Consider the following 13,764-nt stretch of genomic DNA (forward strand, 5'->3'; position numbering starts at 1 on the left):
AACGGACGCACATCTTACGCCCGATGGATCGGGACGGTGGTGTGACAGGACGTATCGCCGCAGGTTCGCAGCACGATCCGGTCCTGATCGAAAGGTAGGTCCGCGTCATGCGTTTTCAAGCGAAAAAGCGCGCGAACTCGGCGACGCTCGCGCGCTCGGTGACGAGACGGTTCTCGATCGCATCCGGGTCCGCATGGCCGAGCGACATCCCGCAGACGAGCTGCTCATTGGGCGGCATCCCGAGATGCTCGGCGATGATCCGGTGGAACGGCACGAACGCGGCCTGCGGGCAGGTGTCGAGGCCGCGTGCGCGCGCGGCCGTCATCACGCCCTGCAGGAACATTCCGCAATCGAGCCATGCACCGTGCGTCATCACGCGGTCGAGCGTGAAGAACAGCGCGACGGGCGCATCGAAGAAGCGGAAGTTGCGCGCATGCTGCGCGTGCATGCGGGCTTTTTCGTCGCGGCCGATGTTCAACAGACCATACAGGTCCCAGCCGACCTTGCGGCGCCGGTCGATATACGGCGATACCCATTCGCGCGGATAGTAGTCGTACTCGGCGACGTATTTCTCGTCGCGCGCCGGATCGTCGTACGCGGCGCTCAGGGCCGCGGCGAGTGCGTCGCGGGTCGCGCCGGTCGCGACGTACACGCGCCACGGCTGGATGTTGGTGCCCGACGGCGCGCGGCTCGCGGCTTCGAGGATCGCCTCGAGCGTGTCGCGCGGCACGGGCGTCGGCAGGAACGCGCGAATCGCGCGGCGCGACTTGAGCGCGGAGTCGACGGCGTCGATCGCATCGGTGTCGGCGCGCGGGACGGCAGCAGGGATGGACATCGGCATACCTTCGAAACGAAGCGCACGGCGCCGCGCGGGCGCCGTGGCATGGCCGGCGCGGCGGCCGGTGAATCATCGATCATACGCCGCACCGCGCGGCGCTGCAGTGTGCGCGCGGTGTTAGCAGCAGACCGGGGCGGCTGCTTGCTTGCACGCCGGTGCGGGATCGCTACACTGAAATCGTAAGGGTCTGATGATCGTGTGACGGTAGTGGTAGCGAGGTTGGTATGACGACGGCGATGGTGAAACAGGAACTGGCGGTAGCGTCCTTGAGCACGGTGTACGACCTCGAGCAGGTCGAGACCGCGTTGAACGACTTGAACGAGAGCGCGAGCGACGCACTGCGCGCCACCTACGAGCGGATGCTCAAGACCGGCAATCTGCGCTTTTGCGTGAAGCCGAACCGGATGCCGTCATTCGACGAACTCGGCGGCGCGCTGCCCAATTTCACCGAGCCGCTCGACGACGTGCGCAAGCAGGTCGCGCTGTGCCTCGAGACGGACGACCGGCTCGAACTGATGCCGATCCTGCTGCTCGGGCCGCCCGGCATCGGCAAGACGCATTTCGCGAAGGCGCTCGCGCAACTGCTCGGCACCGCGTATCACTACGTGCCGATGAGTTCGCTGACGGCCGGCTGGATCCTGTCGGGCGCGTCGTCGCAATGGAAGAACGCGAAGCCCGGCAAGGTGTTCGAGGCGCTCGTCAACGGCAGCTATGCGAACCCGGTGATCGCGGTCGACGAGATCGACAAGGCCGGCAGCGACGCGCAATACGATCCGCTCGGCGCGCTGTATGCGTTGCTCGAGCACGACACCGCGCGCGCGTTCGTCGACGAATTCGCCGAAGTGCCGATCAATGCGGGCAACGTGATCTGGGTCGCGACCGCGAACGATGCGCAGGCGATTCCGGAGGCGCTGCTGAACCGGATGAACGTGTACGAGATCGCGCCGCCGGACGCGGCCGGCGCGCGCCGTATCGCGCAGACGATCTACGACGAGATCCGCACGTCGCACGCGTGGGGGCGGCGCTTCCCCGACACGCTCGACGACGACGCGCTCGACGTGCTGGCCGCGACGCCGCCGCGCACGATGCGCCGTGCGCTGCTGCATGCGTTCGGCGCCGCGCGGCTCGGCGGCCGCGACGTGATCGCGCCGTCCGACATCCGCGCCGACGAGGGCGCGACGAAGCGCCGGCCGATCGGATTCTGAGCCGGCCGCGCGCGCCTCGCCGCGTGGCGCGTGCAGGCCGATACGGAGACGTTCGGCAAGCGGGCGGACCGGGACGTACAATTCCCTTCTCTCCCCTCGATGCGCAAGCGGCGCGAAACGCCATGGAGCAGATGGACTGTGTGGTGATCGGCGCGGGTGTCGTCGGCCTTGCGATTGCGCGGGAACTGGCCGCGCGCGGGCGCGAAACCATCGTGCTCGAGGCGGCCGACGCGATCGGCACGGGCACGAGCTCGCGCAACAGCGAGGTGATTCATGCGGGGCTCTATTACCCGCGCGGTTCGCTGAAGGCGCTGTCGTGCGTGCACGGGCGCGACCTGTTGTACGAGTTCTGCGAGACACGCCACGTGCCGCACCGGCGCGTGGGCAAGCTGCTCGTCGCGACGAGCGCCGCGCAAGTGAAGCAGTTGAAGGCGATCGCCGCGCGCGCGGCGGAAAACGGCGTGCTCGACCTGATGCCGCTCACGCGTGCCGAGGCGCAGACGCTCGAGCCCGCGCTCGAATGCGCGGAGGCGCTGTTCTCGCCGAGCACCGGTATCGTGGACAGTCACCAGCTGATGCTGGCGCTGCTCGGCGACGCCGAGCGCGACGGCGCGATGTGCGCGGTGAAATCCCCGGTCGAATCGATCGACGTGCTGCGCGGCGGCCGCTTCGTGGTGCGTACCGGCGGCGACGCGCCGACCGAAATCGAGGCCGCGTGCGTGATCAACAGCGCGGGCCTCGGCGCGCAGGCGCTCGCGCGCCGCACGCGCGGGCTCGACCCGCGCTGGGTGCCGCCGCTCTATCTCGCGCGCGGCAACTACTTCAGCCTGTCCGGGCGCGCGCCGTTCTCGCACCTCGTCTATCCGATGCCCGACCGCGCCGGGCTCGGCGTGCATCTTACGCTCGACCTGGCCGGGCAGGCCCGTTTCGGCCCGGACGTCGAGTGGGTCGATGCGTTGCGCTACGAAGTCGATCCGGCGCGCGCGCCGGCGTTCTACGCGTCGATCCGCACATATTGGCCAGGGCTACCCGACGATGCGCTGCAGCCGGCCTACGCGGGGATCCGGCCGAAGCTCGCGGGGCCCGGCGAGCCGCCGGCCGACTTCATCGTGCAGGGCGCGGCGCAGCACGGCGTGCGCGGGCTCGTGAACCTGTTCGGCATCGAGTCGCCGGGGCTGACCGCGTCGCTCGCGCTCGCGCAGCGCGTCGGCGACATGACGTCGCATGGGTGACGCACGCGCCCGTCTTCGTGCGGACCAGCCGTGTGAATTCCGTGTGAGCTCCCGTGTGAAATCCCTTATCTCCGGCATTTCGGCGCGCACATTCATTCGCTTGAGCGTTATTCTGTCGAACGGCTGTCGCCAGAACAGCTTTCAAACCGATAACGTTGGAGCGAGTCCCCCATGAAAACATCCCGTCGGAGTTTCCTGATTACGAGCATTGGTGCCGTGTCCGCGCTGGCGCTTTCGCGTGAAGCGCTGGCCGATGCGCCGATGCTGTCGGAAACCGATCCGGCCGCGGTGGCACTCGGCTACAAGGCCGATGCCACGAAGGTCGACAAGGCGAAGTATCCGAAATACGCGGCGGGCCAGGATTGCGCGGCCTGCATGCTGTACCAGGGCAAGAAGGGTTCGGCTTCGGGCCCGTGCGGCGCCTTCCCCGGCAAGCAGGTGTCGGCGAAGGGCTGGTGCAGCGCATTCACGAAGATGGGTTGAGGCCCGTGCGGCATCGTGCGATGCCGCAATGTGGCGAAAACCGCAAAACGCCCGCCGTCGAAAGATGGCGGGCGTTTTTATTGCTTGAAAACGGTTCCGTCGCTTTCTACACTCGCTGCAAACCAGCGCGCCGCGGCAGACTGCTCCGCGTCGCCCGACACGGCGAATTCACGAGGATGAGGCACGCATGGCGACGATTGCGAATTCAACGAAAACGATCCGGCCCGAGCGTGCGCTGAACCGGCGCGCGGTCGTGGCGGCCGTGATCGGCAACGCGCTCGAGTGGTACGACTTCACGGTGTTCGGCTTCATGACGGTCGTGATCGCCGAGCTGTTCTTCCCGACGACCAGCGAATACTCGTCGCTGCTGCTGACCACCGCGACGTTCGGCGTGGCGTTCTTCATGCGTCCGATCGGCGGCATCGTGTTCGGCCTGTACGCCGACCGCGCGGGCCGCAAGGCCGCGCTGTCGCTCGTGATCCTGCTGATGACGGCCGGCATCTTCCTGCTCGCGATCGCACCGCCCTATGCGGCGATCGGCATCGGCGGCCCGCTCCTGATCGTGCTTGGCCGCCTGCTGCAGGGCTTCTCGGCGGGCGGCGAATTCGGCAGCGCGACCGCGCTCTTGATCGAAGCCGCGCCGTTCTCGAAGCGCGGTTTCTACGGTAGCTGGCAGATGGCGAGCCAGGCGGCCGCGCTGCTGATCGGCGCGCTGGTCGGCGCGGCCGTCACGCGCGGGCTGTCGCCCGATGCGCTGCGCAACTGGGGCTGGCGCGTGCCGTTCATCCTCGGGCTCGTGATCGGCCCGATCGGCTTCTACATCCGCCGCCATCTCGCGGATTCCGAAGCGTTCCTGCATGCGCAGCAAAGCGCACGCCGCGCGACGCTCGGCGAAGTGTTCACGCGCCACCCGCGCGAGGTGCTGTGCGGGCTCGGCTCGGTGATCGCGCTGACGGTGACGATCTACGTGCTGATCAGCTATCTGCCGACCTTCGCGGTGAAGCAGCTGAAGCTGCCGTACGCGGAATCGTTCTATGCGGTGATCGTCGGCAACCTGCTGTTGATGGTGCTGTCGCCGGTCGCGGGCGCGTGGTCGGATCGCATCGGCCGCAAGGGTCTGTCGCTGTGGTCGCTCGTGCTGACGCTCGCGCTGATGTATCCGTTGTTCGCGTGGCTCGACGCGGCGCCGAGCATCGGGCGGCTGATCGCGGTGCAGGCCGTGCTGTCGGTGACGCTCGCCGGCTACTACGGGCCGTTCGGCGCGATGATCGCCGAGCTGTTCCCGGCCAACGTGCGCTCGACGGGGCTGTCGATCGCGTACAACGTCGCGGTGATGCTGTTCGGCGGTTTCGGGCAGTTCATCGTCACGTGGCTGATCAAGGCGACGGGTTCGCCGCTGGCGCCGACCTACTATGTGATGGCCGGGCTCGCGCTGTCGATCGTCGCGGTCGCGTTCGTGCCCGCGCGCAGCGCGGATCTCGACGCGCCGGCCTGACGGCTGCACTGCAGCGCGATCATCGTTTCGAAATCCGCAACGATGCGGACCTCGGCCCCGAAATCGGTGCAACGATCGTTCGCGTCCGCGAACGAATTGTTTAGTTGTCGAAGGAAACACGCGCGGGATGAACGAATTCGTCGCCCGTGCGCGCGGACGCACTTTTCGCGTGCGCGAGACATCCGCAAAAACCCGCGTGAATGCGTCTAGAAGAGTTTTTTCTCCAGCTTGTTGCAAAATCGCTAGCTCAAGTAATATCCGCGTACCCGGCCCCTGGGGGGACCGGTTCCGATCTGGAGACCTGGAGGAAACATGGAATACAACCGTCTGTTGCACACCCTGCGTGTTACCGCCATTGCAGGCGTGGCAGCGGCATCGCTCGGCGTCGCGGGTTCTGCATTCGCACAGATCCCGAACAAAACGCTCGTCTACTGCTCAGAAGGCAGCCCGGCGGGTTTCGATTCCGCGCAATTCACGACCGGCGTCGATTTCACCGCCGCCACATTCACCGTCTACAACCGCCTCGTCGAATTCGAGCGCGGCGGCACCAAGGTCGAGCCGGGCCTCGCCGAGAAGTGGGACGTATCGTCCGACGGCAAGGTGTACACGTTCCACCTGCGCCATGGCGTGAAGTTCCACACGACCGACTTCTTCAAGCCGACGCGTGAATTCAACGCGGACGACGTCGTGTTCTCGTTCGAACGCATGCTCGATCCGAACCAGGCGTTCCGCAAGGCCTACCCGGTGTCGTTCCCGTACTTCACCGACATGGGCCTCGACAAGCTCATCACGAAGGTCGAGAAGGTCGATCCGTACACCGTAAAGTTCACGCTGGCCGAGCCGAACGCGCCGTTCATCCAGAACATGGCGATGGAATTCGCGTCGATCCTGTCGGCCGAATACGGCGATCAGTTGATGAAGGCAGGCAAGGCCGCCGACATCAACCAGAAGCCGGTCGGCACGGGCCCGTTCATCTTCCGCAGCTACACGAAGGACGCGACGATCCGTTTCGACGGCAATCCTGATTACTGGAAGAAGGGCGCGGTGAAGATTTCGAAGCTGATCTTCTCGATCACGCCCGACCCGGGCGTGCGCGTGCAGAAGATCAAGCGCAACGAATGCCAGGTGATGAGCTATCCGCGTCCGGCCGACATCGCGACGCTGAAGGCCGACTCGGGCATCGACATGCCGTCGCAGCCGGGCTTCAACCTCGGCTACCTGGCGTACAACGTCGAGCACAAGCCGGTCGACAAGCTCGAAGTGCGTCAGGCACTCGACATGGCGATCAACAAGAAGGCGATCCTCGAGTCCGTGTACCAGGGCGCTGGCCAGGCCGCGACCGCACCGATGCCGCCGACCCAATGGTCGTACGACAAGAACCTGAAGATGGCGCCGAACGACACCGCGAAGGCGAAGGCGCTGCTCACGAAGGCAGGCTATCCGAACGGTTTCGAGATCACGCTGTGGGCGATGCCGGTGCAGCGCGCGTACAACCCGAACGCCCGCCTGATGGCAGAGATGATCCAGGCCGACTGGGCGAAGATCGGCGTGAAGGCGAAGATCGTCACGTACGAGTGGGGCGAGTACATCAAGCGCGCACACACGGGCGAGCAGGACACGATGCTGATCGGCTGGACGGGCGACAACGGCGACCCCGACAACTGGCTCGGCACGCTGCTCGGCTGCGAGGCGATCAAGGGCAACAACTTCTCCCACTGGTGCTACAAGCCGTTCGACGAGCTGGTCCAGAAGGGCCGCACGACGACGGGCCAGGACGCGCGCACGAAGATCTACACGCAGGCCCAGCAGATCTTCGCGCAGCAGCTGCCGTTCTCGCCGATCGCGAACTCGACGGTCTACCAGCCGGTACGCAAGAACGTGGTCGACATGCGCATCGAGCCGCTCGGCTACGCACGCTTCGACGGTGTCGGCGTGAAGTAATACGACCGGCGTAAGCTGTCCCCGAAGACCGAGACCGGTAATTCATCCGGCGGCGGGAGGCCAAAAGCTTCCCGTCGCCGGTCGCACATTTCCCACAAGAAAATACGAGACGCATCATGTTCACATTCGTGTTGCGCCGCGTGGGGATGGTGATCCCGACCTTCATCGGCATCACCATCCTGGCGTTTGCGCTGATTCACCTGATACCGGGCGACCCCATCGAAGTGATGATGGGCGAGCGCGGCGTCGATCCCGCGATGCATGCGGAGGCGATGAAACGCCTCGGGCTCGACCAGCCGCTGCCCCTGCAGTACATCCACTACATCGGCCGGGCGCTGCATGGCGACCTCGGCACGTCGATCATCACCAACACCAGCGTCGCGGGCGAATTCTTCGCGCGCTTTCCGGCGACCGTCGAGCTGTCGCTGTGCGCACTCGTGTTCGCGCTCGTGGTCGGGCTGCCGGCCGGCGTGATCGCCGCGCTGCGACGCGGCTCCGTCGTCGACCACGGCGTGATGGGCACCGCGCTCACCGGCTACTCGATGCCGATCTTCTGGTGGGGGCTGATCCTCATCATGGTGTTTTCGTCGTATCTCGGCTGGACGCCCGTGTCGGGGCGCATCGCCGTCGAATACGACTTCCCGCATCCGACGGGCTTCATGCTGATCGATGCGCTGCTCGCGCCGGATGAAGGCTCGTTCAGGTCGGCGGTCAGCCACCTGATCCTGCCCGCGATCGTGCTCGGCACGATCCCGCTCGCGGTGATCGCGCGGATGACGCGCTCGTCGATGCTCGAAGTGCTGCGCGAGGACTACATCCGCACCGCACGCGCGAAGGGGCTGTCGCCCGCGCGCGTGGTCGTCGTGCATGCGCTGCGCAATGCGCTGATCCCGGTCGTCACCGTGATCGGCCTGCAGATCGGCACGCTGCTCGCGGGCGCCGTGCTGACCGAGACGCTCTTTTCGTGGCCCGGTGTCGGCAAGTGGCTGATCGATGCGATCGGCCGCCGCGACTATCCGGTCGTCCAGGGCGGCATCCTGCTGATCGCGACGCTCGTGATCGTCGTGAACCTGGTCGTCGACCTGCTGTACGGCGTGCTGAATCCGCGCATCCGCCACACGAGGTAATTCCATGAGCAATCTGCAAAACACCCTGCCGAGCGAATCCGCGCCGGCCGGCGGCCGTGCGCTCGCGCTGCGCGAGTTCTGGGCCAACTTCTCGCGCAACCGCGGCGCCGTCGGCGCCGGCATCGTCGTGCTCGTGCTGATCCTGGTCGCGCTGTTCGCGCCGCTGATCGCGCCGCACAGCCCGGTCGAGCAATACCGCGACTACGTGAAGATCCCGCCCGCATGGCTCGCGGGCGGCAACTGGCAGTTCATCCTCGGCACCGACGAAGCGGGCCGCGACATTCTTTCGCGCCTGATGTTCGGCGCGCGGATGTCGTTCTGGATCGGCTTCGTGTCGGTCGTGCTCGCGCTGATCCCCGGCATCGTGCTCGGGCTGGTCGCCGCGTTCTTCCAGAAGTGGGCCGACACGCCCGTGATGCGCATCATGGACGTGCTGCTCGCGCTGCCGTCGCTGCTGCTCGCGGTCGCGGTCGTCGCGATCATCGGCCCGGGCCTCACCAACACGATGTTCGCGATCGCGATCGTCGCGCTGCCGGCCTATGTGCGCCTGACGCGCGCGTCGGCGCTCGGCGAGTTGCAGAAGGAGTACGTGACGGCGTCGCGCGTGGCCGGTGCCGGCACGCTGCGCCTGATGTTCTCGCAGGTGCTGCCGAACTGCACGGCGCCGCTGATCGTGCAGGCGACGCTCGGCTTCTCGTCGGCGATCCTCGACGCGGCCGCGCTCGGCTTCCTCGGCCTCGGCGTGCAGCCGCCGACCGCCGAGTGGGGCGCGATGCTGGCCTCTGCGCGCGACTACATCGACAACGCATGGTGGATCGTGACGATGCCGGGCCTGTCGATCCTGATTTCGGTGCTCGCGATCAACCTGCTCGGCGACGGGCTGCGCGACGCGCTCGATCCCAAACTGAAACGGATGGCGTGAACATGAGCCAAGATCTTCTGACCATCCGCAATCTCGCGGTGAACTTCAACGGCCTGCCCGCCGTCGACCGGATCAACCTGTCGATCGCGCCGGGCGAGGTGGTGGGCGTCGTCGGCGAATCGGGCTCGGGCAAGAGCGTGACGATGATGGCGCTGATGGGCCTGATCGACGCGCCGGGCAAGGTGACGGCGGATGAAGTCACGTTCAACGGTGTCGATCTGCTGAAGGCGTCGCCGAAGGCGCGCCGCAAGATCGTCGGCAAGGACATCGCGATGGTGTTCCAGGACGCGCTGTCGAGCCTGAATCCGAGCTACACGGTCGGCTACCAGATCAAGGAAGTGCTGAAGCTGCACGAGGGCCTGCGCGGCGACGCGCTGCATCGGCGCGCGCTCGAACTGCTCGACCAGGTCGGCATTCCCGATGCGAAGAACCGCATCACGGCGTTCCCGCACCAGATGTCGGGCGGGATGAACCAGCGCGTGATGATCGCGATGGCGGTGGCGTGCAACCCGAAGCTGCTGATCGCCGACGAGCCGACCACCGCGCTCGACGTGACGATCCAGGCGCAAATCATGGACCTGCTCGTGAAGCTGCAGAAGGAGCGCGGGATGGCGCTCGTGCTGATCTCGCACGATCTGGCCGTGGTGTCGGAGGTCGCGCAGCGCGTCGCGGTGATGTATGCGGGCGAGGTCATCGAGACCAATCGCGTGCCGGACATCTTCCGTGCGCCGCATCATCCGTACACCGAAGCGCTGCTCGCGGCGATTCCCGAGCACAATCAGGGGGCGCGTCGCCTTGCCGCATTGCCGGGCATGGTGCCGGGCCGCGATGATCGCCCGTCCGGGTGCCTGTTCGCGCCGCGCTGCAAATACGTCGTCGACGACTGCCGCAAGGCGCGGCCGGCGCTCGACACATTGGTGCCGGCCAACGACGCGATGCGTGCGCGCTGCATCAAGCCACTTAATGTTTCCAACCTCGACCTGACGGGAGGCGCACGATGAATGCAGTCCACGAAACGCGTGCGCCGCACGATGACGACGTCGTGCTGGTCGCCGACCAGCTCGCGAAGCACTACACGGTGAAGCGCGGCATGTTCGGCCAGGGCACGGTGAAGGCGCTCAACGGTGTGTCGTTTTCGCTCAAGCGCGGCAAGACGCTCGCCGTCGTCGGCGAATCCGGTTGCGGGAAGTCGACGCTCGCGCGGCAGCTGACAATGATCGAGACGCCGACGTCCGGCCATCTGTCGATCGACGGCAAGGACGTCGCGGGCGCCGACCGCCACCGGGTCGCCGAGCTGCGCCGCCGCGTGCAGATGGTGTTCCAGAACCCGTTCGCATCGCTGAACCCGCGCAAGACCGTCGAGCAGACGCTTTCCGAGCCGCTCGAGATCAACGCGAACCTGACGGCCGCCGAGCGCGCGTCGCGCATCGCGCAGATCATGCGCACGGTCGGCCTGCGGCCCGAGCACGCGAAGCGCTATCCGCACATGTTCTCGGGCGGCCAGCGCCAGCGGGTCGCGATCGCGCGCGCGATGATCCTCGATCCGCGGATCGTCGTCGCCGACGAGCCGGTGTCCGCGCTCGACGTGTCGATCCAGGCGCAGATCCTGAACCTGTTCATGGATCTGCAGGAGCAGTTCAAGACGAGCTACGTGTTCATCTCGCACAACCTGTCGGTGGTCGAGCACGTCGCCGACGACGTGATGGTGATGTACTTCGGCAGCGTCGCCGAGCTCGGCGACAAGGCGACGATCTACGCGCGGCCGCGCCATCCGTACACGCGCGCGCTGATGTCGGCGACGCCGGCGATCTTCGAGGAAGACCGCCGCGTGCAGATCAAGCTGCAGGGCGAGCTGCCGTCGCCGCTCAATCCGCCGTCGGGCTGCGCGTTCCACCAGCGCTGCCCGTACGCGGTCGAGCGCTGCCGCGTCGAGGAGCCGCAACTGCGCGAAGTGGACGGCCGGCGTGTAGCCTGCCATCGGGCCGAGGAGGTAGGGGAGGCGAATGCCTGAAGCGTTGGCGGCGCGCGCGTCCGGCGTGCGCCGTGCGGGGGCAAGCAGCGCGCGCGTGATGCGCGCGTACCGCTACGCGCGGCGCTGGAGCGTGCGTACCGTTACGGGCGCGGCGCTGGCCGGCGCGTGCGTGGCGGCCAGCGTTGCTGTTCCCGTCGAATCCGCGCGCGCCGAAGGGCGCGCGCCGGCCACTTCACCGATCCATCCGTCGCAAGTCCCGCCGCCCGGCATGAGCCTGCCGGGCTTCCACGCGCCCGCCGTGTCGGACGGCACGGTGTCGCGCGGCACCGTGCGCGTGCAGCCCGCGCGCATGCCGTTCTACGTTGCGACCAAGGGCAGGGTCACGCTGTACGTGCTCGGCACGCTGCATACGGGCGACCCGTCCGACTATCCGCCCGCGCAGCCGTTCCGGCCGCGCATCCTCGGGGCGCTCGCGGCGTCGCCGACGCTCGCGCTCGAGCTGTCGCCGGACGATCTGCTCGAATCGCAGGACGACGTGTCGAAGTACGGCGTGTGCCGCTACCCGTGCCTGCAGCGCCTGTTGCCCGATCCGCTGTGGCAGCGCCTCGCGGGGCGCCTGCGCGGTAATCCGGCGGCGCTTGCCGAGATCCGCAAGATGCGGCCGTGGCTCGCGGCGCTGGTCGTCGAAACCTACGACTCGCTGTCGGCCGGCCTGCAGACCGAGTACGGCACCGAGGCGCAACTGCAGAACGTGTTCCTGAAGAAGAAGGGCGGCCGCGTGATCGGGCTCGAGACGCTCGCCGAGCAGATGCGTGCGTTCACCGGGCTGACGCTCGCCGAGCAGCGCGAGATGCTCGCGCAGGACATGGTGCAGACGCCGGCGCAGAACGCCGACGACATCAAGGCGCTGCACCGGCTGTGGCAAATTGGCGACGCCGATGCGATCTCGGCGTGGGCGGTCGCGAAGAGCGAGCGGCTGGCCCGTTCGAAGGCGCTGTCGGCGTCGATCGACAACAAGATCCTGTACGAACGCAACCGGCGCTTCGTTGCACGGATGACGGCAATCGCCGCGCCGAACCGGCCGGTATTCGTCGCCATCGGCGCGCTGCATCTGGGCGGCCCGCGCGGGGTGCTCGAATTGTTGCGCCAGCAAGGGTATCAGGTCGACGCGAACTGATCGCGCCGGGCGCCGTGCACCGATCCTCCCCTGCTTGATCGACGACACGCACGCGCTGCGAGGTGCCGGCGGGTGCCCGTGCCGCCGCTCGATTCGATAAGGAAAACCCTTGAATCCTCAGAAAATAGCGTTTAAAACGATTGACATCCGGTTCTGCCGATCTCTATTCTTCATCCCACAAGTTGAAAAAATGAAAAGAATAGAAAAAGTTCTACGGGGTAGCAGAAAACAATGCGCGGGGTTAGCGTAGCCGGCACGTGATGTCGTGCCGGCCGCGTAGTGTCTGCATGCACGGCGGGGCCAAACATCGTCGGTACAACAAATGCATGCGACAGACTTGCGGATAAGCGACGTTCCGTCGTCCGACCGGGGGAAGCAGCAATCGGGTGGCGGCGGACGTTTTTTTATTCCGGAGCATTTTTCCGGTCACCGTCGAAAGACGGTTTCGGGGGGCGAATCGACAGACGGCGAAGTCCGCGGCGATTGCGCCAACAGAAAAGCGCCACGAGGGCGCTTTTTTCTTTGGTGCGGCGGTTTTTCATCTGGGGCAGCGCGGCTTGCGCGCGGGTCAGGCGCCTTCGTCGGCCTCCAGCGCGCCCGGGGCGACGACATCGATACCGGCCGCTTCGAGCGCCGCGCGGATCCGCTTCGCGAACGCGAGCGCATGCGGGCCGTCGCCGTGCAGGCAGACGGTCTGCGCATTGAGCGGCACCCACTCGCCGCTCACCGACTGCACCTGCCGATCGCGCACCATGTCGAGCGTGCGCGCGAGCACCGCTTCCTCGTCATCGATCAGCGCGCCGGGCTGGCTGCGCGGCACGAGCGAGCCGTCCGCGCGGTAGCCGCGATCGGCGAACACTTCCTCCACCGCGGCGAGCCCCGCATGCCGCGCGGCCGCGACGAACACGCTGTTCGCCAGCCCGAACACGGCAAGCGACGGATCGAAGTCGTGGATCGCGGACACCACCGCGTCGGCGATCATCGGGTCGCGCGCGGCCTGGTTGTACAGCGCGCCGTGCGGCTTCACGTGCGCGATGCGGCCGCCCTCGGCCTGTGCGATCGCCGACAGCGCGCCGAGCTGGTACAGCACGCCGGCGTAGATGTCGCCGGCCGGCAGTTGCATCTCCTTGCGGCCGAAATTCTCCGGGTCGTGAAAGCTCGGGTGCGCGCCGATCGACACGCCTTTCTGCACGGCCCAGCGCACGCAGTCGCGCATCGCATTGGCGCCGCCTGCATGCCAGCCGCACGCGATGTTCGCCGACGTGACGAGGTCGAGCAGCGCCTCGTCCGATCCGCATCCTTCGCCGAGATCGGCATTCAGATCGATTTCCATGATGTTCCTCGTCCACTGATGGCGTGGCGCGTCCTTCGT

Annotated in this window: 12 protein-coding genes; 10 read left to right on the forward strand and 2 right to left on the reverse strand. The window is 66.8% G+C overall.

Annotated features, from left to right (window positions below):
• Positions 1–115: 115 nt before the first annotated feature.
• Complete coding sequence (locus LGM71_RS27785) at positions 116–835, reverse strand: nitroreductase (protein WP_124902938.1); 720 nt, start codon at positions 833–835, stop codon at positions 116–118.
• Between the two features lie 227 nt (positions 836–1,062).
• Here LGM71_RS27785 and LGM71_RS27790 point away from each other — a divergent pair, with 227 nt between their 5' ends.
• From LGM71_RS27790 to LGM71_RS27835, 10 genes are all read left to right on the forward strand, one after another.
• Positions 1,063–2,043, forward strand: coding sequence for an AAA family ATPase (locus tag LGM71_RS27790; protein ID WP_226117609.1), 981 nt, complete (start codon positions 1,063–1,065; stop codon positions 2,041–2,043).
• Positions 2,044–2,165: 122 nt separating this feature from the next.
• On the forward strand, positions 2,166–3,275 hold the full coding sequence (locus tag LGM71_RS27795; RefSeq protein WP_151049577.1) for an NAD(P)/FAD-dependent oxidoreductase: 1,110 nt from the start codon (positions 2,166–2,168) through the stop codon (positions 3,273–3,275).
• A gap of 171 nt (positions 3,276–3,446) precedes the next feature.
• Positions 3,447–3,758, forward strand: coding sequence for a high-potential iron-sulfur protein (locus tag LGM71_RS27800; RefSeq protein WP_059508331.1), 312 nt, complete (start codon positions 3,447–3,449; stop codon positions 3,756–3,758).
• Between the two features lie 187 nt (positions 3,759–3,945).
• The gene (locus LGM71_RS27805) at positions 3,946–5,253 is read left to right on the forward strand and encodes an MFS transporter (protein ID WP_226117610.1); all 1,308 of its coding nucleotides are present in this window, start codon (positions 3,946–3,948) and stop codon (positions 5,251–5,253) included.
• A gap of 312 nt (positions 5,254–5,565) precedes the next feature.
• Entirely contained in the window at positions 5,566–7,194 is a 1,629-nt protein-coding gene (locus tag LGM71_RS27810; RefSeq protein WP_175815906.1) for an ABC transporter substrate-binding protein, read from the forward strand.
• Positions 7,195–7,310: 116 nt separating this feature from the next.
• Positions 7,311–8,321 carry an ABC transporter permease subunit gene (locus LGM71_RS27815; RefSeq protein ID WP_226117611.1) on the forward strand — a complete coding sequence of 337 codons (1,011 nt, stop codon included), beginning with the start codon at positions 7,311–7,313 and terminating at the stop codon, positions 8,319–8,321.
• Between the two features lie 4 nt (positions 8,322–8,325).
• Positions 8,326–9,243, forward strand: coding sequence for an ABC transporter permease subunit (locus LGM71_RS27820; protein WP_226117612.1), 918 nt, complete (start codon positions 8,326–8,328; stop codon positions 9,241–9,243).
• 2 nt (positions 9,244–9,245) lie between these two features.
• Complete coding sequence (locus tag LGM71_RS27825; protein WP_059607392.1) at positions 9,246–10,244, forward strand: ABC transporter ATP-binding protein; 999 nt, start codon at positions 9,246–9,248, stop codon at positions 10,242–10,244.
• Positions 10,241–11,254, forward strand: a complete 1,014-nt coding sequence (locus LGM71_RS27830) for a peptide ABC transporter ATP-binding protein (RefSeq protein ID WP_124626963.1) — start codon at positions 10,241–10,243, stop codon at positions 11,252–11,254. The genes LGM71_RS27825 and LGM71_RS27830 overlap by 4 nt, the downstream gene beginning before the upstream one ends.
• Positions 11,247–12,392 (forward strand): TraB/GumN family protein, encoded by a 1,146-nt coding sequence (locus LGM71_RS27835; RefSeq protein WP_151049582.1) that lies wholly within the window; start codon positions 11,247–11,249, stop codon positions 12,390–12,392. Before LGM71_RS27830 ends, LGM71_RS27835 begins: the two co-directional genes overlap by 8 nt.
• Positions 12,393–12,960: 568 nt before the next feature.
• On the opposite strand, the gene pxpA is transcribed toward LGM71_RS27835, so the two are convergent.
• Positions 12,961–13,725, reverse strand: coding sequence for a 5-oxoprolinase subunit PxpA (gene pxpA, locus LGM71_RS27840; RefSeq protein WP_124626961.1), 765 nt, complete (start codon positions 13,723–13,725; stop codon positions 12,961–12,963).
• Positions 13,726–13,764 lie beyond the last annotated feature (39 nt).

This window comes from Burkholderia sp. AU33545 (genome assembly GCF_020419685.1).
Taxonomy (GTDB): domain Bacteria; phylum Pseudomonadota; class Gammaproteobacteria; order Burkholderiales; family Burkholderiaceae; genus Burkholderia; species Burkholderia diffusa.

What these genes read in the sequence shown, in the direction of transcription:
- LGM71_RS27785 (WP_124902938.1), bottom strand. Translation starts at nt 835, where the DNA reads ATGTCCATCCCTGCTGCCGTCCCGCGCGCCGACACCGATGCGATCGAC.
- LGM71_RS27790 (WP_226117609.1), top strand. Translation starts at nt 1,063, where the DNA reads ATGACGACGGCGATGGTGAAACAGGAACTGGCGGTAGCGTCCTTGAGC.
- LGM71_RS27795 (WP_151049577.1), top strand. Translation starts at nt 2,166, where the DNA reads ATGGAGCAGATGGACTGTGTGGTGATCGGCGCGGGTGTCGTCGGCCTT.
- LGM71_RS27800 (WP_059508331.1), top strand. Translation starts at nt 3,447, where the DNA reads ATGAAAACATCCCGTCGGAGTTTCCTGATTACGAGCATTGGTGCCGTG.
- LGM71_RS27805 (WP_226117610.1), top strand. Translation starts at nt 3,946, where the DNA reads ATGGCGACGATTGCGAATTCAACGAAAACGATCCGGCCCGAGCGTGCG.
- LGM71_RS27810 (WP_175815906.1), top strand. Translation starts at nt 5,566, where the DNA reads ATGGAATACAACCGTCTGTTGCACACCCTGCGTGTTACCGCCATTGCA.
- LGM71_RS27815 (WP_226117611.1), top strand. Translation starts at nt 7,311, where the DNA reads ATGTTCACATTCGTGTTGCGCCGCGTGGGGATGGTGATCCCGACCTTC.
- LGM71_RS27820 (WP_226117612.1), top strand. Translation starts at nt 8,326, where the DNA reads ATGAGCAATCTGCAAAACACCCTGCCGAGCGAATCCGCGCCGGCCGGC.
- LGM71_RS27825 (WP_059607392.1), top strand. Translation starts at nt 9,246, where the DNA reads ATGAGCCAAGATCTTCTGACCATCCGCAATCTCGCGGTGAACTTCAAC.
- LGM71_RS27830 (WP_124626963.1), top strand. Translation starts at nt 10,241, where the DNA reads ATGAATGCAGTCCACGAAACGCGTGCGCCGCACGATGACGACGTCGTG.
- LGM71_RS27835 (WP_151049582.1), top strand. Translation starts at nt 11,247, where the DNA reads ATGCCTGAAGCGTTGGCGGCGCGCGCGTCCGGCGTGCGCCGTGCGGGG.
- pxpA (WP_124626961.1), bottom strand. Translation starts at nt 13,725, where the DNA reads ATGGAAATCGATCTGAATGCCGATCTCGGCGAAGGATGCGGATCGGAC.